Origin of the sequence: Agrobacterium tumefaciens, from assembly GCF_005221385.1 — a bacterium.
Lineage (GTDB): Bacteria > Pseudomonadota > Alphaproteobacteria > Rhizobiales > Rhizobiaceae > Agrobacterium > Agrobacterium tomkonis.
Genome location: NZ_CP039903.1, coordinates 1,918,427 through 1,936,946, shown reverse-complemented (window position 1 = coordinate 1,936,946; position 18,520 = coordinate 1,918,427). Strand labels below are relative to the sequence as shown.

At 59.3% G+C, this 18,520-nt stretch carries 16 protein-coding genes and 1 pseudogene; 11 read left to right on the top strand and 6 right to left on the bottom strand.

The window, feature by feature from the left end:
• Positions 1 to 138: 138 nt before the first annotated feature.
• The 5 genes and pseudogenes from CFBP6623_RS09745 to CFBP6623_RS09720 form a co-directional block, all read right to left on the bottom strand.
• Positions 139 to 1,197, bottom strand: coding sequence for an ABC transporter ATP-binding protein (locus tag CFBP6623_RS09745; RefSeq protein WP_046798023.1), 1,059 nt, complete (start codon positions 1,195 to 1,197; stop codon positions 139 to 141).
• A gap of 13 nt (positions 1,198 to 1,210) precedes the next feature.
• The gene (locus CFBP6623_RS09740) at positions 1,211 to 1,993 is read right to left on the bottom strand and encodes an ABC transporter permease (protein ID WP_046798024.1); all 783 of its coding nucleotides are present in this window, start codon (positions 1,991 to 1,993) and stop codon (positions 1,211 to 1,213) included.
• Entirely contained in the window at positions 1,990 to 2,874 is an 885-nt protein-coding gene (locus CFBP6623_RS09735; RefSeq protein ID WP_046798025.1) for an ABC transporter permease, read from the bottom strand. Before CFBP6623_RS09735 ends, CFBP6623_RS09740 begins: the two co-directional genes overlap by 4 nt.
• Before the next feature lie 104 nt (positions 2,875 to 2,978).
• A pseudogene (locus CFBP6623_RS09730) lies at positions 2,979 to 4,085 on the bottom strand (ABC transporter substrate-binding protein).
• A gap of 291 nt (positions 4,086 to 4,376) precedes the next feature.
• Positions 4,377 to 5,255: a MurR/RpiR family transcriptional regulator gene (locus CFBP6623_RS09720; protein WP_046798027.1), complete on the bottom strand. Its 879-nt coding sequence runs from the start codon at positions 5,253 to 5,255 to the stop codon at positions 4,377 to 4,379.
• A 177-nt stretch (positions 5,256 to 5,432) separates the two neighbouring features.
• Between CFBP6623_RS09720 and CFBP6623_RS09715 the strand changes: the two genes are divergently transcribed.
• The 8 genes from CFBP6623_RS09715 to CFBP6623_RS09680 all read left to right on the top strand — a co-directional run bounded on the left by CFBP6623_RS09715 (position 5,433) and on the right by CFBP6623_RS09680 (position 15,060).
• Positions 5,433 to 6,206 (top strand): N-formylglutamate amidohydrolase, encoded by a 774-nt coding sequence (locus CFBP6623_RS09715; protein WP_046798028.1) that lies wholly within the window; start codon positions 5,433 to 5,435, stop codon positions 6,204 to 6,206.
• A 213-nt stretch (positions 6,207 to 6,419) separates the two neighbouring features.
• Positions 6,420 to 7,934, top strand: coding sequence for an amino acid permease (locus tag CFBP6623_RS09710; protein ID WP_046798029.1), 1,515 nt, complete (start codon positions 6,420 to 6,422; stop codon positions 7,932 to 7,934).
• Positions 7,935 to 7,997: 63 nt separating this feature from the next.
• Positions 7,998 to 9,365: a glutamine synthetase family protein gene (locus tag CFBP6623_RS09705; RefSeq protein ID WP_046798030.1), complete on the top strand. Its 1,368-nt coding sequence runs from the start codon at positions 7,998 to 8,000 to the stop codon at positions 9,363 to 9,365.
• A gap of 18 nt (positions 9,366 to 9,383) precedes the next feature.
• Positions 9,384 to 10,772: an aldehyde dehydrogenase family protein gene (locus tag CFBP6623_RS09700; RefSeq protein WP_046798031.1), complete on the top strand. Its 1,389-nt coding sequence runs from the start codon at positions 9,384 to 9,386 to the stop codon at positions 10,770 to 10,772.
• Positions 10,769 to 11,914 (top strand): iron-containing alcohol dehydrogenase, encoded by a 1,146-nt coding sequence (locus tag CFBP6623_RS09695; RefSeq protein ID WP_046798032.1) that lies wholly within the window; start codon positions 10,769 to 10,771, stop codon positions 11,912 to 11,914. The genes CFBP6623_RS09700 and CFBP6623_RS09695 overlap by 4 nt, the downstream gene beginning before the upstream one ends.
• A 385-nt stretch (positions 11,915 to 12,299) precedes the next feature.
• Positions 12,300 to 13,016, top strand: coding sequence for a ParA family protein (locus CFBP6623_RS09690; protein WP_080841950.1), 717 nt, complete (start codon positions 12,300 to 12,302; stop codon positions 13,014 to 13,016).
• 144 nt (positions 13,017 to 13,160) lie between these two features.
• Positions 13,161 to 13,808, top strand: coding sequence for a TetR/AcrR family transcriptional regulator (locus CFBP6623_RS09685; protein WP_080842541.1), 648 nt, complete (start codon positions 13,161 to 13,163; stop codon positions 13,806 to 13,808).
• A 46-nt stretch (positions 13,809 to 13,854) separates the two neighbouring features.
• Positions 13,855 to 15,060, top strand: coding sequence for an MFS transporter (locus CFBP6623_RS09680; protein WP_046798424.1), 1,206 nt, complete (start codon positions 13,855 to 13,857; stop codon positions 15,058 to 15,060).
• Between the two features lie 67 nt (positions 15,061 to 15,127).
• Here the strand turns inward: CFBP6623_RS09680 and CFBP6623_RS09675 are convergent, their stop codons facing one another.
• Entirely contained in the window at positions 15,128 to 16,519 is a 1,392-nt protein-coding gene (locus tag CFBP6623_RS09675; protein WP_080842543.1) for a L,D-transpeptidase family protein, read from the bottom strand.
• Positions 16,520 to 16,675: 156 nt separating this feature from the next.
• Between CFBP6623_RS09675 and CFBP6623_RS09670 the strand changes: the two genes are divergently transcribed.
• From CFBP6623_RS09670 to CFBP6623_RS09660, 3 genes are all read left to right on the top strand, one after another.
• Positions 16,676 to 17,509: an aldose 1-epimerase family protein gene (locus tag CFBP6623_RS09670; protein ID WP_080841952.1), complete on the top strand. Its 834-nt coding sequence runs from the start codon at positions 16,676 to 16,678 to the stop codon at positions 17,507 to 17,509.
• Positions 17,510 to 17,640: 131 nt separating this feature from the next.
• Positions 17,641 to 17,979, top strand: a complete 339-nt coding sequence (locus tag CFBP6623_RS09665; protein ID WP_046798035.1) for a TIGR01244 family sulfur transferase — start codon at positions 17,641 to 17,643, stop codon at positions 17,977 to 17,979.
• A 47-nt stretch (positions 17,980 to 18,026) separates the two neighbouring features.
• Positions 18,027 to 18,368: a RidA family protein gene (locus CFBP6623_RS09660; protein ID WP_046798036.1), complete on the top strand. Its 342-nt coding sequence runs from the start codon at positions 18,027 to 18,029 to the stop codon at positions 18,366 to 18,368.
• The last annotated feature ends 152 nt before the right edge of the window (positions 18,369 to 18,520 follow it).

Here is an 18,520-nt window from a genome sequence, read left to right as displayed (position 1 = left end):
GGCCTCATATCGCTGGCATGCAGGTTCGTATTCAATACCTGCTCTATATCTTTATTTCTTCGCATTTTCCGGACGCAAAACCGCTACGCACTTTTACTGGAAATGCTCTAGCCTCTTCTACCGATGGAGAAAAGCGGTTTAGTCCCTGATCACCATCAGATCGCCGGCTGCGAATTTGAGCGTCACCTGTTCGCCAATGGCGGGCGGCGCGGTGCCGGGATCATTGAACATGTCGAAAGACAGGGTCGAGCCGCCGAGATCGAGACGGGTGCGGATGACGGAGCCGAGGAACTGGCTGGAGGTGACGACGCCGGAAATGGCGACATCGCCTTTCGCGTCGCTGCCGAGCGAGCCCGCTTCCGGGCGGAGCGCGAGGGTGATTTTTTCGCCGTTTGCGGCTTCGACCGGCTTGTGGAGCGTGATCTGCTGCTCTCCGACGCGGATGATGTTGGACGCGGAATCGACGATGGTGGCGTCGATGAGGTTCAGCGTGCCGACGAAGGAGGCGACGAAGCGGGTGGCGGGCTTGTTGTAGATATCGAAGGGCGTGCCGATCTGGTCGGCACGGCCGCCATTCATCACCACGATGCGGTCGGAGATCGACAGCGCCTCTTCCTGATCATGGGTCACGAAAATGGTGGTGATGCCGAGCTTTTGCTGGATCTGGCGGATTTCCTCACGCAGCGACACGCGGATTTTGGCGTCGAGCGCGGAGAGCGGTTCATCCAGCAGAAGCACTTCCGGCTTCGGCGCGAGCGCGCGGGCAAGCGCCACGCGCTGCTGCTGCCCGCCCGACATCTGGTAGGGATAGCGGTCTGCCAGATGTTCCAGATGGATGAGCTGGAGCATTTCCTTCACGCGCGCATCGATCTCGGCTTTCGGCTTGCCGGCGACTTTCAGGCCAAAGGCGACGTTCTCATAGACATTCATGTTCGGGAACAGCGCATAGGCCTGGAACACCATGCCGATATTGCGCTGGTTGGGGCGCAGCGTCGTCTGGTCCTTGCCGTTGATGACGATGGAGCCGCCTGTCGGGATTTCGAAGCCGGCTATCATGCGCAGCACGGTGGTCTTGCCGCAGCCCGATGGCCCGAGGAAGGAGACGAATTCGCCCTTTTCGATGGCCATGTTGAAATCATGCACGACCTGTACGGAGCCGAAGGATTTCTTGATGTTGCTAAGTGTCAAAAAGCTCATGAAAATCTTGTCCTCAGGCCTTGGGAGGCGCGCCCTTCTGGTAGCGTGAAACGAGTTGGATCAGACCAAGGCAACCCCAGGTGATGCCGAAGGAAATCACGGCAAGTGCTGCCGGCTCATAGGCGCGGTTGGCGCCAAGCAGCTGCATGTAGGGGCCGAAGGCCGGGCGGTTCAAAAGGGCCGCCATGGTGAATTCACCGATGACGATGGCGAAAGTCAAAAACGCACCGGACAGCACGGCGACCAGAACATTGGGCAGGATGATGCGCGACAGGATGGTCGTCCAGCCTGCGCCGAGGCTTTGGGCGGCTTCCGTCAGCGTCGAAACATCGATGGTCCTGAGGCCCGTATCGACGGCGCGGTACATATAGGGCAAGGCCAGTGTGGCATAACCGAACATCAGAAGCAGGTTGGTGCCGAAGGTCGTGCCGGTCAGCGGCAGCCAGCTTGAGGTGTTGTAAAGCCTGATATAACCGAAAACGATGACGATGGCCGGGATGACCAGCGGCAGGAGTGTGATGAATTCAATATAGGGACGCAGGTGCGGCAGTTTCAGGCGCACCCAATAGGCCGTCGGCACCACCAGCAGAACCCCGAAAACGATGGTGAACAGCGCCATTACCACCGAATAGCTGAAGGTTTCCTGGAAACGTGGGTCGGTGAGCACCTTGCCATAGGCGTCGAAGGAATATTCGCCGCGCCGCATCTTCAGCGAGAAGTTGGTCATGCCGATCAGCGGCAGGGCGAAATAAAGCAGGCCGAAGATCAGCGCGCCCCAGGCGAAGAACCGCTTCATTTCAGCCACCTTTCGCTGCGGGCGCGCAGCCAGATATATAGTGCATTGGCAATGCCGGTGACGACAATCATGCCGAAGGCGAGTGCGTAACCAAGATGCGGATTGCCGAGGACATCGCCGCGGATCTGCGCGAAAAGCAGGATCGGCACGATGTTGAGCGAGGAACCGGTGAGCGCGATTGCTGTGGCCACCGCGCCGAAGGCATTGGCAAACAGCAGCGACATGGTGCCGAGCAGCGACGGCAAAAGGATGGGGAAGGCCACCATGCGCCAATATTGCAGGCCGGTCGCGCCGAGGATTTCCGCAGCCTCGCGCCATTCGCGCTTCAGCCCGTCCAGCGCCGGCGTGATGATGAGGATCATCAGCGGTATCTGGAAGAACAGATAGGTGACCGTGAGGCCCCAGAAGGACAGGATGTTGAAGCCGAGGAGCCGAAGATCAATGCCGATCTGCGTCTTCAGGAAGACGGTCAGCAGGCCAACCGGACCAAGCGTGGCGATGAAGGCGAAGGCAAGCGGAACGCCGGCAAATTGCGAGGCGACGCCCGAAAAGGTGAGAAGCGGCCCGCGGATGCGCTGCGGCAGGCCGCCGAGCACCACGGCGGCGGCGACGCCAAAACCGATCAGGCAGCCGAGAGCCGCCGAGGCGAGGCTGATCTTGATCGAAATCCAGTAGGCCGAAAGAATGGACGGGGTGAAAAGCCCGGCGATGTTTTCCAGCGTCAAGCTGCCATCGGCATGCTGAAACGCGCCAATGACGATCTTCATCGTCGGCATGATCAGAAACAGCAGAACAAAAACGGCAAAAGGTACGACGCCTATCCAGTGCAGCGGCAACTTTCTGCCCGCGTCGGATGGTCCGCCGGTGTTGGTTGATGGCATGCCTTGTCCCCAAACGCCGTTTTCGAACGGTCTGTCTATTAAGGTCTTCATTATAAGAAGAAACACCCCGGCTTTTTGATCAGCCGGGGTGCTTTTTCAACAGTTTACTTCACGTTTGCGCCGACGACGCTGTCCCAGCCGGCCGTAACGGCGGCCTTGTTGGCGTCAACTTCCTCGAGCGTCGGGAAGATCGCCTTTTCATAGGCGGCTGCCGGCGGCAGGCTATCGATCAGTTCCTGCGGAACCTTGCCAGCCTTGACCATGGCGTTGAAGCGGATCGGGTGGCAATAGCCCTTCAGCCAGCCGAGCTGACCGTCGTCGGAATAAAGATGTTCCATCCACAGCTTGGCGGCATTCGGATGCGGCGCGTAAGCGGAGATACCCTGAACGTAAACGCCAGCCAGAACGCCCTTCTCAGGGACGACGACTTCCGTCGGCGGGTTGTCGTTCAGCGTCTTCTTCCAGGAAAGGGCGTTATAGTCCCAGGCGATGATGATTGGGGTCGCGCCCTGCGCCAGCGTGCCGGCCTTGCCGATAACCGGCAGGAAGTTTCCGGCCTTGTTGAGGTCGGCGAAGTACTTCAGGCCAGCTTCACCGGCTTCCTTGCCGGATTTCGCACCGGAGGCAAGACCAGCGGCGAGAACGCCGAGGATCGCCTGGTTGGAAGCGCGCGGATCACCTGCGAGTGCTACCTGACCGGAATATTCCGGCTTCAGCAGGTCGGCCCAGTCCTTCGGCGTGTTCTTGACGAGGTCCTTGTTCACGAACATCGACATCACGCCGTAATAGTCGCCGTACCATTAACCGTCGGCATCCTTGACGTTGTCGGGAATTTCGTCCCAGGTGGAGACCTTGTAGGGCTGCAGCAGGCCTTCAGCCTTCATCTGCGGGCCGAAAGCGAGGCCGACGTCGACGACGTCAGGCGCCTGCGGGCCCTTGTTGTCCTTGTTTGCCTTGACTGCTTCCACTTCGTCGGCGGAGCCGGCGTCGGGGTTCAGCTCGTTGACGGTGATTTCCGGGTACTTCGCCTTGAAGGCGGCGATGACGTCGCCGTAACCGCACCAGTCGTGCGGCAGCGCAACGGTGGTCAGCATGCCTTCTTTCTTGGCGGCAGCGATCAGTTCGGCGCTCGGTTCAGCAGCGGCGATCGCGGTGGAGGCGATGACCAGTGCAGTGGTCGTAGCAAGCAGTCGGCGGCAGTGAGAGATCACTTTTTTCTCCTCTTCGTGTTCTCATATTGCGGACGCTGATACGGATTCTAGATGAAGCTAATGTGACGGCTGGATTGCAATTTATTTATCCGGATTCCGTCACTTTACGCCCATTTTCCGCCATCGTCAGGCTTTTATGCCTGCAATTGCGGGATAATCCCCTCATCATCCTATTGGCCAGATCTGTTCCCCAGCTTGGTTATGTACCCTGTTTTTCGTGCTGGTAGCGATCACAGGTATCCAATCAGCGTGCGGCATCCGCGTCAAGCAAGTTGCCGGCTATATAATTTCTCATGTTCTGTCCGGCCGGCGGAACAACCGCGTCTGCTCGAACAGGCCCTCCAGCGCGTTCATGCGCTGCTTCGTTTCATCCCAGGTGCCGCTTTGCACCGCCTCGATCAACGCTTCGACCACGAATAATGTGACGACTGAGGAATCCCAGGCCGAGGGTGCCTCAATCTTCACGCGGAAAGTGTGCAGCGCGTGGCGCGCCACCGGTGATGTCCATTGGTCGGTGAAGAGAATAATCTGCACGCCGTTTGCTTTCGCGACTTCGGCGAGTGTCGTCATATCGTGTTCGTAGCGACGGATATCGAAGATTACCAGCACGTCGCCGGCGCTCATATTCAGCATATATTGCGGCCAGGCGCTGGAATTTGATGACATCAGCGTCGTTTTCGGCCGGATCACCTGCATATGGGTGAAGAAATATTCGGCGATCGCGCCGGTGATGCGTCCGCCGACGAAATAGATGCTGCGTTTGCGGTCGGAAAGCAGTGCTGCCGCATTGTCGAAGACGGCGGTATCGAGGTCGCTCAACGTGTCGCGCAGATTGCCGGTGATGGCGTCGGCAAAGCGGTTGAGAATATGCAGCCCCGGCGCATTGGTGGCCCAGCGGTCGTGTTTGGCGACCGGCCCGGAGATTGTCGCTTCAAGCTCCTGGTGCAGATGCGCCTGAAATTCCGGGTAGCCCTTATAGCCGAGCTTCTGCACCATGCGCGCCACGGTCGGTGTTGAAACGCCTGCATTTTCGGCAATGGTGGTGATGCTGCCGAGGCCCGAGACGGGGTAGTTGCCGAGCAGGCTCTCCGCCAGCCGTTTTTCCGAACGGGTCAGCGCATCATAATGGGCATGGATGACATCCGACACGGTCGCCGTCGTGCTGCGCAAATCTTTCCCCTTCCGGTCTTTCTGCCGGTGCTTCCACTAAAATAAACATCTGTGTCGGCGATCGAGTCAATGGGAAAAATGAAGAGAAAATTTCAAAATTCCATTTGACACTGGCAATAATGTGAAGAATTCTTTTCGTCGTTGACGGAACGGCGGGTTTCCGGATGGGGTTCGTGCATGACGGTGCGTTCACGGTTTTTCAAGCAGGTGGAAGGACAGGCGGTTGGCGTCGAGAACGCTGCGGGAAAGGGCGATGTCCTTCTCGTCTGCGAACATGCTTCCGCCACCATCCCTGAAAAATTCGGTACGCTCGGTCTGTCGCCGGAGGTGCTCTCGAGCCATGCGGCCTGGGATCCAGGTGCCCTTGCCGTGGCGCGACTGCTTTCGCAAAGCCTTGACGCCACGCTCGTCCATCAACGGTTTTCGCGTCTGGTCTATGATTGCAACCGCCCGCCCGAATCGCCTTCCGCCATGCCGGTGAAAAGCGAGATTTACGATATTCCCGGCAATTTCGATCTTTCCGAAGCGGAGCGGTTCGCCCGCACTTCTGCGCTCTATGTTCCGTTTCACGACCGCGTCAGCGAGATCATCGCCGAGCGGCAGGTCTCCGGGCGCAAGGTGGTCGTGGTGACGATCCACAGTTTCACACCGGTCTATCACGGCCAGTTTCGCGCCGTTCAGATCGGCATTTTGCATGATAGCGACAGCCGTCTGGCCGATGCGATGCTGGCTGGCGCCGAAGGGTCGGCGCTCACGGTCAAACGCAACGATCCCTATGGTCCGGAAGATGGCGTGACGCATACGCTGAGGCTACATGCGCTGCCGGACGGGCTTTTGAACGTCATGATCGAGATTCGCAACGATCTCATCACCAATGAAGGGGAGCAGGCCGCAATTGCCGGGTTCCTCCACGAGCTTATGGGGAAGGCGCTCTCATCAATCGATGAGTGAGGGAGCAAGGGCTGGCCGATGGTGAAAACACCGGGGCCGGCCACCAGACGAGACTGCCGACATTCAAGGAAAGCCGGAAAGGCATGAAGCGGCAAGGGAACAGCAAATGCGTGCGGCACAGCGCGGAAACCTTCCGCAAGTGCTGAAAACTGGGGCACAATCGGCCAATAACGGCTGACTGGCTTGTTTTTTTCTTATTCAGGAGAGAAGGGCATGGACAGTTCATCGTCAGGCGTCAGCTACAAGAAGGCTGATGCATCCTATTTCGAAAAACGCGGACTATCCCGTTATGCGGGCGTCTGGTCGCTCTGGGCGCTCGGCGTCGGGGCGGTCATATCAGGGCATTTTTCCGGATGGAATTTCGGCTTTTCCACCGGCGGCTGGGGCGGCATGCTGGTGGCGGGCATCATCATCGCCATCATGTATCTGGGACTGACATTTTCGATCGCGGAAATGAGCCCGGCCTTGCCGCATACGGGGGCGGCCTATTCCTTCGCCCGTACCGCGATGGGTCCCTGGGGCGGCTTCGTCACCGGACTTTGCGAGAATGTCGAATATGTGCTGACGCCGGCGGTCATCGTCACCTTCATCACGGCCTATATGAATTCCATTCTGGGGCTCGATCCGGCCTATTCACCCTTTGTGTGGATAGGTTTCTATCTGATCTTCCTTGCCCTCAACGTCTTCGGGCTGGAGCTTTCCTTCAAGGTGACGCTGGTCATCACGCTGATTTCGCTCGGTGTTCTGGTGTTTTTCTGGATCAGCGCCATTCCGAACATGGATTTCTCGCGTTTCGCGCTGAATATCGGCGTTGGTCCTGACGGCAAGGCTGTGGAGCTGCCAGAGGGCGGCGGTTCGTTCTTCCCCTTCGGTTTTTCGGGCGTTCTCGCCACGCTGCCTTTTGCGGTCTGGCTGTTCCTCGCCATTGAACAGCTGCCGCTGGCGGCGGAAGAATCGGTCGATCCGAAACGTGATATGCCGAAGGGCATCATTCTCGGCGTCATCACACTGATGGTTTCGGCCTTCATGATCGTGCTGCTCAACCCGTCGCTGCCGGGTGTCGGCGCCTTCCATCTCGGTTCTTCGCTGGAACCGCTGCTTGATGGTTTCAAGGCGATTTACGGCGATGGTGGCGTGGTGCTGCTTGGTCTCGTGGCGCTCACCGGCCTGATCGCCAGCTTCCATACGATCCTGTATGCGCAGGGCCGGCAGATCTATTCGCTGTCACGTGCGGGCTATTTCCCGACCGTGCTGTCGATCACCCACTCGAAATATCGCACACCCTTCGTCGCCAACATTGCCGGCGCAATTGTTGGTCTTGCGGTCATGCTGGTCATCTGGTTCTCGCTGGGTGCGGAACAGGGCGGCAGCATCATCGGCAGCGTGCTTTTGAACATGGCCGTGTTCGGCGCGATGTTCTCCTACATCCTGCAGGCGATTTCCTTCATTCTGCTCCGAAAGAACCTGCCGCATATCGAGCGGCCGTTCCGTTCGCCCTTCGGTATTCCGGGTGCGGTGCTGACGATCATCATCGCCATCGTCACGCTGCTTTACCAGATCCAGGATCCGAACTTCAGCAAAGGCGTGCTGTGGGTAGCGGTCTGGTTTGCCGTGGCGATCGCTTATTTCGCCTTTGTCGGACGCCATCGCCTCATCCTGTCGCCGGAAGAGGAATTTGCGCTGGAGCACAAGCAGGCTGCCATGGCAGCGGCGGCTGCAAAGGCCTGATGCTCAAACAAACGGGCGGCCGTATGCGGCCGCCCGGCCAAGACAATAAAGGGAACGGACAAAATGACGAGCTATACATTCGACGCGCTTAAGATGGATGTCGCCGAGGGGCGCATCGACACGGTTCTGGCCTGCCTTGTCGACATGCAGGGGCGTCTGATGGGCAAGAGATTTCAGGCCGAATTTTTCGTTGAAAGCGCCTATGAGGAAACCCATAGCTGCAATTACGTGCTTGCCACCGATATGGAGATGGAAACCGTTCCCGGCTATAAATCCTCCAGCTGGGAAAAGGGTTATGGCGACTATGTGCTGAAACCCGATCTTTCGACGCTGCGGCGTGTGCCGTGGCTGGAAGGCACGGCGCTGGTTCTGTGCGATGTGCTCGATCATCACACCCATGAAGAAGTGCCGCATTCGCCGCGTGCGCTCCTGAAAAAGCAGGTGGCGCGGCTGGAGGCCATGGGTCTGAAGGCCTATATGGCGACCGAGCTGGAATTCTTCCTGTTCGACCAGACCTTCGATGCGGCGCGCGCCAGCGGCTACAAGGGCCTGAACCTCGCCAGCGGTTATAATGAGGATTACCATATCTTCCAGACGACCAAGGAAGAGGATGTCATGCGGGCGCTGCGCAAGGGTCTGCAGGGGGCGGGAATTCCGGTCGAGAACTCCAAGGGCGAGGCGTCTCCCGGCCAGGCCGAAATCAATGTGCGTTATGCCGAGGCGCTGACCATGGCCGACCGGCACGCCATCATCAAGAACGCCACCAAGGAGATCGCCTGGTCGAAGGGCAAGGCGGTAACTTTCCTTGCCAAATGGAATTACAACGCCGCCGGCAGTTCCTCGCATATTCATCAGTCGCTTTGGAGCGCTGACGGCAAGACACCTGCTTTCCTCGACAAGGACGCCAAGCACGGTATGTCTGAGTTGATGCGGCACTATGTTGCCGGGCTTCTCGCCCATGCCAGCGAGATCACCTATTTTCTGGCGCCCTACATCAATTCCTACAAGCGGTTCATGGCTGGCACGTTTGCGCCCACCAAGGCGATCTGGAGCCTCGACAACCGCACGGCGGGATATCGCCTGTGCGGCGAAGGCACCAAGGGCATCCGCATCGAATGCCGCGTCGGCGGCTCCGATCTCAATCCCTATCTCGCCATGGCGGCTTTGCTTGCGGCGGGCATTGACGGCATCGAAAATAAACTCGAACTTGAACCCGCTTTTGTCGGCGATGCCTATGGCGGCAAGGATGTGCGCGAGATACCCAAGACACTGCGTGACGCCACCGCCTTTCTGGATGGATCGAAAATGCTGCGCAACGCCTTCGGTGACGATGTGATCGATCATTACGTCCATGCCGGACGGTGGGAACAGGAAGAATACGACCGCCGCGTGACCGACTGGGAAGTGGCGCGCGGTTTCGAACGAGCCTAATCATTACGGGAAAACATCATGACCATGATCCAGAATATCTCGCCCATCGACGGCTCGGTTTATGCCGAGCGGGAGGCGATGTCGCTGGAGGCGGCGCGCGCCGCCGTTTCGAAGGCACGCAAGGCGCAAAAGGACTGGGCTCGCCGCCCGCTTGAGGACCGCGTTCAGCTGGTTCTGAAGGGTGTCGCGCGCCTCAACGAAATGGTGGCGGAGGTGGTGCCGGAACTGGCGCATATGATGGGCCGTCCGGTGCGTTATGGCGGCGAGTTCAAGGGCTTCAACGAGCGCTCCAACTATGTCGCTTCCATTGCGGCCGATGCGCTGGCGCCGCTCGTCATCGAGGAAAGCGGCAATTTCGAGCGTCGCATCGAGCGCGAGGCGCATGGCGTGGTCTTCGTCATCGCGCCGTGGAACTATCCCTATATGACGGCGATCAACACCGTCGCACCCGCCTTGATGGCCGGTAATACGGTCGTCATCAAACATGCGGCGCAGACGCTGCTGGTCGGCGAACGCATGGTGCGGGCTTTCGTCGAGGCCGGTGTGCCTGACGATGTCTTCATCAATGTTTTCCTCGACCATGGCACGACTTCGGCGCTGATTTCCGAGGGCCTGTTCAATTTCGTCAATTTCACCGGTTCGGTGGAAGGCGGTCGTGCCATCGAGCGCGCCGCTGCCGGCACCTTCACCGGCCTTGGGCTTGAACTCGGCGGCAAGGACCCCGGCTATGTGATGGAGGATGCCGATCTCGACGCTGCCGTCGATACGCTGATGGATGGCGGCACCTATAATTCCGGGCAATGCTGCTGTGGTATCGAGCGCATCTACGTCAACGAAAACCTTTACGACGAATTCGTCGAGAAGTCCGTCGCCTGGGTGTCCAACTACAAGCTCGGTAATCCGCTGGAACAGGAAACCACGCTCGGGCCGATGGCCAACAAGCGTTTCGCCAAGGTGGTGCGGGCGCAGATCACGGACGCCGTTGCCAAGGGCGCCAAGGCGCTGGTCGATTCGAAACTGTTCCCGGCCGATGACGGCGAGAGCGCTTATGTTGCACCGCAAATCCTCGTCAATGTCGATCATTCCATGGAATTCATGACCGAAGAGACTTTCGGTCCCGCCATCGGCATCATGAAGGTCAAAAACGACGATGAAGCCATCGCGCTGATGAATGACAGCAAATACGGCCTCACCGCTTCGCTGTGGACGCAGGATGCGGCGCGTGCCGGGCGCATTGGTCGCGAAATCGAAACCGGCACCGTGTTCATGAACCGCGCCGATTATCTCGACCCCGCCCTTTGCTGGACCGGCGTGAAGGAAACCGGCCGTGGCGGGTCGCTCTCCGTCCTCGGTTTCCAGAACCTGACCCGTCCGAAATCCTACCATCTGAAGAAAGTCACGAAATGAATATCGTCGCCAACTGGAGCTACCCCACCGCCGTCAAGCTTGGCCGTGGCCGGATCAAGGAACTGGCGGAAGCCTGCAAGACGCTCGGCATCAAGAAGCCGCTTCTCGTCACGGATCGCGGCCTTGCCAATATGGCGATCACCGCGCACGCGCTCGACGTGCTGGAAGAGGCGGGACTTGGCCGGGCGATCTTCGCCGAAGTCGATCCAAACCCCAACGAGATCAACATGGAAGCCGGCGTGAAGGCTTACCGCGATGGCGGCCATGACGGTGTCGTCGCCTTCGGCGGCGGCTCTGGCCTCGATCTCGGCAAGACCATCGCCTTCATGGCCGGGCAGACGCGCCCGGTCTGGGATTTCGAGGATATCGGCGACTGGTGGACACGGGCGGATGCCGCCAAGATCGCCCCTATCGTCGCGGTTCCGACGACGGCAGGCACCGGTTCGGAAGTCGGCCGCGCCAGCGTCATCACCAATTCGCAGACCCATGTGAAGAAGATCATCTTCCATCCGAAGCTGTTGCCCGGCGTCGTCATCTGCGATCCGGAACTGACGGTCGGCATGCCGAAGGTCATCACGGCGGGCACGGGCATGGATGCCTTTGCCCATTGCCTCGAGGCCTATTCCTCGCCCTTCTATCATCCGATGAGCGCCGGTGTGGCGCTGGAGGGCCTGCGGCTCGTCAAGGAATTCCTGCCGCGCGCTTATAAGGACGGAACTGACATCGAGGCGCGCACCAATATGATGGCGGCGGCGGCGATGGGGGCGGTGGCCTTCCAGAAAGGTCTCGGCGCCATTCATTCGCTCTCGCATCCGATCGGCGCGGTCTACAACACACATCATGGCATGACCAATGCCGTCGTCATGCCGGCGGTGCTGCGTTTCAACCGGTCGGCCATCGAGGACAAGATTGCCCGCGCTGCCGCCTATCTCGGTATCTCCGGCGGCTTCGACGGCTTTTATGACTACGTGCTGGAACTTCGCAGGGAACTCGGCGTGCCTGAAAACCTGACCGCCATGGGCATCAAGCCGGACCGTATCGACGAACTGGCGGCGGAGGCGATCAAGGATCCGAGCTGCGGCGGCAATCCGGTGCCGATGACGCTGGAAAATACCAGGAAATTGTTCGAGGACTGCTTTTAAGGAGCTACCTTTATTTGTCAGGTTTGTGAGAGGTTGAGAGGGTGCCGCATGTTTCTTCTCCCCGTGGGGGAGAAGGTCGCGGCAGCGGGATGAGGGGGGCAAGCTCTCCGAAATCCGGCAACGTTGCCCCCTCATCCGACCCTTCGGGCCACCTTCTCCCCGGCGGGGAGAAGAAAATAGCGGCAACGTCGTGCCCTGCATCAGAACCGAGCTACGTACGATTTCTAATCCATGAAGCCCGCGATGACCCGATCGTGGGCTTTTCGCTGTGCGGCATAAGCGTCTTAGCCTTTTATTAACCCTGTTCGTTAAGATTACGGAAAGCACCATGAATTGCTTCGGTGCGTGAATGAGCATGAAACGGCTCTGACCAACAGGGGGTGTCATGTCAGTCATCACTTTCGCCAATACCAAGGGCGGCGCCGGAAAAACGACCGCCGTGCTGCTTCTGGCGACCGAACTGGCCCGCAGCGGCCACCGCGTGACGGTTCTGGACGCCGACCCGCAATTGTGGATTTCCCGCTGGTACGAATTATCAGGCGAGATCGAAAATCTCTCGGTGATTTCGCATGTGACGATGGCCTCGCTCGAGGGCCATATTCGCGAAAACAAAACCAATACCGACTGTTTCATCATCGATCTGCCAGGTGCGAAAAGCCCGCTTCTAACCATGGCGCTCGGCATTTCCGATCATGTGCTGATCCCGGTTCAGGGCTGCGCCATGGATGCGCGCGGCGCTGCCGAGGTTCTGGACCATATCGAATTCCTGAAGCGCAAGATGGGCAAGGCGATTGCCCATTCCATCGTGCTGACGCGGGTGAACGCCATGGTGGCGACGCGCTCGCTGCTGCTCGTCAAGATGTTGCTGGCGGAAAAGAATGTTTCGGTTCTCAATACGCCGATTGTCGAGAGAGCGGCCTATCGCGATATTTTCGATCTTGGCGGCACGCTTCTCTGTCTCGATAAGAACAAGGTGAGCAATATCGACAAGGCGGTCGAGAATGCCAGAGCATTCACCGGCGAAGTGCTTGGCCTGCTGCCAAAACGCCTGTTGCGGCTCGGCACGCCACCCGCGCGCCTCTTCACCCGCAAAGCCGCCTGAGACACTGTTTTCAACGTTCGCCCCGTCTGCGGTGTTCATCGCCGCAGAGGCGGGATGATGTTTCAGATGCTCGACTGCCGTTTGGCTCGCCCGAGTGCGGTCACGGCCTTTTCCTGTCAGCTTCATTATTTGCTTGATTTGGAAATGATCGTTTCCTATATTCCGACCATGAGCAATATCAGCCACAACCAGTCCGAGGAACAGCGCCATCGCGGCAGGCCGCGCGAGTTCGATATCGACCGAGCGCTCGATGGTGCGATCCGGATTTTTTCCAGGCGCGGTTATCACGCCACCTCCGTCGGTGACCTTACCGATGCGATGGAGCTGGCACAGGGCAGTCTCTACAAGGCCTTCAAGGACAAAAAGGCCGTCTTTATTGCCACGATGGAACGCTACAGGATTGTGCAGACCGAGCGTTTCGAGGCGGCGGTGGCCGGTTACAATACCGGTAACGAGCGCCTGAGGGCAGGGCTGATGTTCTATGCGGAGCGGTCGCATGGCGGTGCCGGCTCTGATGGATGCCTTGTTGTCGGTGCTGCTGCCGATCTGGCGGCGCTGGATGATGATATTGCCGTCGTGGTCGAGCGGGCCGTGAAGGCGAGGGAGCGGATTGTCGCCCGTCTCGTTGCCGAAGGGCAGAAGGATGGTTCGGTGCATTCGAGGGCCGATCCCGATGATCTCGCCCGGGCGATGCTGTGCATGATGTACGGCATGCGTGTGGTGGGAAAGACAGGGCGCAGCCTCAAAGACATGGTGGCCGTGGTGGATATCGCCATGAAACTTGCCGAGTGATTTTGTGACTATTTAGGAAACGATTGTTTCCATATTGGAGAAGATGATGACGACGCGTGTAATTGAAGGGGAGGATGTTGAGGCAACATCCATGTCCCCGGCTCTGACCTTTCTGTTGGCGACAGCCTGCGGATTGATTGCCGCCAATCTTTATTATGCCCAGCCGCTTGCCGGCATCATCGGGGCGGAGCTTGGTCTTTCCGCCGGCGCCACCGGGCTGATCGTGACCCTGACGCAGATCGGTTACGGTGTCGGCCTGCTGTTCGTCGTACCGCTCGGCGATCTCATCGAAAATCGCAGGCTGGTGGTGAGTTCTGTCGCGATGGCGGTGCTTTCCCTTGTGGCTGCGGCATTCGCGCCGCATGCGGCTCCGTTTCTCATCGCGGCCTTCCTGGTGGGTGTCAGTTCAGTGGCGGTGCAGGTTATCGTCCCCTATGCCGCCCATATGGCGCCGCACGCCATTCGCGGGCGGGTGGTCGGCAATGTCATGAGCGGGCTGATGGCCGGCATCATGCTGGCGCGGCCGGTATCCAGCCTGCTGTCGGAAGTGGTTTCGTGGCGCGGAGTGTTTCTCACGTCGGCGGCAGTCATGGCGCTTCTTGCAGTGGTGCTTTTCCGGCTTCTGCCCGCCCGCATGCCGGAGGCACGGCTGGGTTATGGCTCGCTGATGGCCTCGATGGGAAGGCTTGCCCTCCACACGCCGATCCTGCGGCGGCGGGCGATCTACCATGCCTTCCTGTTTGCAGCGTTCAGCCTGTTCTGGACCACGACGCCGCTTTATCTGAGCGGACCGCATTTCAACCTGAGCCAGGGTGAGATTGCGCTCTTTGCGCTTGCCGGTGCTGCGGGCACCGTGGCTGCGCCAATTGCAGGGCGGATGGCTGATCGCGGCTGGACCCGTGCGGCAACTTTCCTTGCATTGGTGGCGGTGGCGCTTTCTTTCGCCGTCACGCATCTTGCGCCCGAAGGGTCGCATCTGGCGCTCGCCATTCTGGTGGTTGCGGCAATCGTTCTGGATTTCGGCGTCACCACCAATCTGGTGCTTGGCCAGCGCGCCATCTTCACGCTCGGTGCGGAATTCCGCAGCCGCCTGAACGGCATCTATATGGCGACGTTTTTCATGGGCGGCGCCATCGGTTCCGCCGTGGGTGGCTGGGCTTATGCGGTCGGAGAATGGGGCGCTGCCTCGTGGATCGGCTTCGCCTTGCCGGTCGCGGCCCTTCTATATTTCCTCACGGAAAAACGCGACTGAAACGCGATTAAATGAAAAAAAGCCCGGCGGACCACAATCCGCCGGGCTTTTCTTTTCTTCCGGTCGATTATTCCGCGAATTCGACCACCACGCCGGCGCGGACCATTTTCGCCAGTTCGGTCGCGTCCCAGTTGGTCAGGCGGATACAGCCGTGACTGTTCGTCTTGCCGATCTTCGAGGGTTCCGGTGTGCCGTGAATGCCGTAGGTCGGCTTTGACAGCGCAATCCAGACCGTGCCGACCGGGCCGTTCGGACCCGGCGGGATCTGCAGGATCTTGTCGTTCTGGCCCTGCTTGAAGTTGATCTTCGGATTATAGGTGTAGCCCGGATTGAGCGCGATGCGCTCGACCGTATGCGTGCCGCTCGGGGAAGGCGTGTCCGTGGAGCCGATGGTGGCCGGGTAGGCGGCGATCAGATTGCCGTCCTCGCCATAGGCGAAGACCTGCTTGATGCCCTTATGCGCGACGATGCGGGCTACCTGTCCCTTTTTCGCGTCACCCGGATTGACGACCTTGATGATCGTGCCGGGCACGGAGAAATCGATGCCGGGGTTCAGTTCCTTCAGATAGTTCTCATCCATGTGGAAACGTTCGGCGAGCGCTTCCGAAGTCTTTGTGAAGGACAAGGCGGGCAGCTGCGATTTTTCGGCATAGTCATCCGGAATCGAAGCCACATAGGGACCGGCCGCATCGGCGGCGGTGATGGTGTAATCGACGATGGGCATGCCGCCGGAGGACCGCAGGCGCTCCAGAATGTCGTCGGAATTGTTCGGGTCGAGCTTTTCGCCCGTCATGTCCTGCCAGGCGGCAATCGCCTTGTTGACGTTGTCACCCATCTTGCCGTCGATAACGCCGGGCGAGATGCCTTCGCGGTCGAGGAAGGTCTGGAGCGCGACGATCTCCTGCCGCGAACGGTTGACCGGTGTAGTCACCGGGGTGTGGCGTTCGATCAGGTGATCGGGTTGTGGGACGGCGGCCGTGGTGCTTTCGCCGGGCATGGGCTGGCCGAGCGGGCCGCTTTCCACCGCGCCGGGGCCGGGAACTGAGCCGGTATAGACATTGTCACCGGAGCCATCACCGCGATATTCGCGATAATCACGCACGCTGCCATTGTCCTGATAACCGTAATCGCGCGGTGGCTCACGGTACTGGCCGCCGGGGGCGGGCGGATAATAGGTGGTGTCGCGCTGCTGGCGCGCCTGCTGCCGTTGTTGATAGCCGGAAGGCATTTCAGTGGCCAGCAGATTGCCGTACTGGTCGTAAAACACCGTGCGACCCATCGCATCGCGGCTGATGACGATATCGCCGCGCTCTGGCATGAAGTCGAGCACGCGACCGTCAGGTGTTACCAGCATCGTCTGCTGGTCGCCATAACGCTGCTGCGCGCCAGCCTGTAGCGGGGCGAAAGCCGCCACTACCGCGACTGTCAGACCCAGAGCTGCGTTAAGAAACTGTTTCACGATTCTGCTATCCTTGCTTCGTTCGCCCATAAACACACCGCAATCTTGACCCTATTGTGAAAAAGGTGAATTCGCGGTTAATGCAATCTTAATTTCCGTCACGGCTAGTAGCGTTTCCGTGATTCATGCGTTTTTACTGCCACAGGAGAGGTTGTCTTGCGTTCGTTTCAGGCTGGCAGATCGCCCCATATTTTCCTCGATGAAACCTCTGTTTTCGATATTGGTTCCTGTATCGTCGATGGCACTGACATCGCGCCCGGCCGCGCCATTCCCGATGATGGCGATGCACGCATCGACCATTCGCTGGAGGGCTTTCTCTTCACCTGCGGTCCGGATCATATCCGTCATCCCGAACTGATCGACGGTGACGGCGAGGGGCGTCGATATCCGTTGCATGGGTCCTTTTCCTCGCATCCCGCGACGATCATCGCTTTCGACGTTCATGAGTCCAATGCGCTGGCGCGTGTGGAGGTTCCCGTGAAGCTTGCCGATGGCGGCACCGCAGTTCTTGAACGGACATGGCGCATCGATGGTGAAAGCGGCGAAGTCAGCCTTGACGACCGGATCGTCAATACGAGTTCGCGGCCGATCCCGGTCTTTCTGATGTATCACATGAATGTCGGCGCGCGCCTGTTTGACGATGCCGTGCGGCTTGAAGGCGCCATGCTTGAAGGCGGCGGCCATGGCTGGCGTTTCGGCGAGGAGCCGGGAACTGTTTTCTGCGTCTCTGCCGGCAAGGACGAATGGGCGGAATTGAAGCTTGGCCCGATTGCGGCCATCGGCGGGAAGACGCTGACCGTGCGTTTTCGCACGGAGACGCTGCCCTATCTCCAGATGTGGCGCAACCAGCAGGACCCCGCCAATGTGCTCGGCATCGAGCCGGTTTCGCATCGCTGGGTTGGGCGGAGCGAGCTTGAGACCGCCGGCGAGTTCAATATTCTCCAGCCGGGTGAAAGCCGCAGGTTCGGTCTGCGCTTTTCAATCCTCTGAATGCCGTAGCGAATGCCATGCCGAATGACGGTGCGCCGTCATTGACGCAGGGGTTTTGACCGCTTACATCGGATGCGGATTTTGAAGGGCGACAGCCAGCGGCGCGGACGCCGGTTTCAGCGGAGGCAGACATGGATATCAGGCGCATAGACGACGAATATTCGGTAACGGGACAGATCAGCGTCGCCGATCTGGATGAGGTCAAGGCACTCGGCTTCAAGTCGATCGTCTGCCACCGCCCTGACGGCGAAGAAGACGGCCAGCCGCTTTTCGCCGATATTGCCGAGCGCGCAGAGCAACTTGGCCTCACCATCATGCATGTACCGGTTGGTCGCTATGGCGTCGACGCCGATGCCGTTGCCGGCATGGTGGATGCGCTCGATGAATTGCAGCGCCCGATGCTCGGCTATTGCCGTTCCGGCGCGCGCTCCACGGCGATCTACGAAAAGACCCATCACCTGCGCGGCTGATTTTCCGCGCATCGTTCTATTTTAATGCCAATCAACAGGAGTTTTCCATGACCATCAAGCGTATCGAGCCGGGCAAGCGCATGAGCGGCGCCGTCGTACACGGCAACACCGTCTATCTGGCCGGCCAGGTCGGCGAGGGTACGAGCGTGACGGAACAGAGCAAGTCGGCGCTGGCGGAAGTCGATCGCCTGCTGGCCGCTGCCGGTTCCGACAAGTCGAAGGTCCTGCAGACGATCATCTATCTCTCCGACATGTCCACCTTCGGCGAAATGAATGCCGTCTGGGAAGGCTGGATCGACCCGGTAAACCCGCCGGCCCGGGCCACCAGCGAAGCAGCGCTTGCTACCCCGGACTACAAGGTTGAGTTCATCGTGACTGCTGCTCTCTGAGCATCCGTCTGAGTTTTCTGAGAAAGGCCGGGTCGCGGAATGCAGCCCGGCCTTTTTTTATGGGAAATTCGAAACGCTCGTTTCGTCATGCTCGGGCTTGTCCCGAGGATCCACTCACGTATCACAACTTGATAGGTGGCAGATGCTCGGGA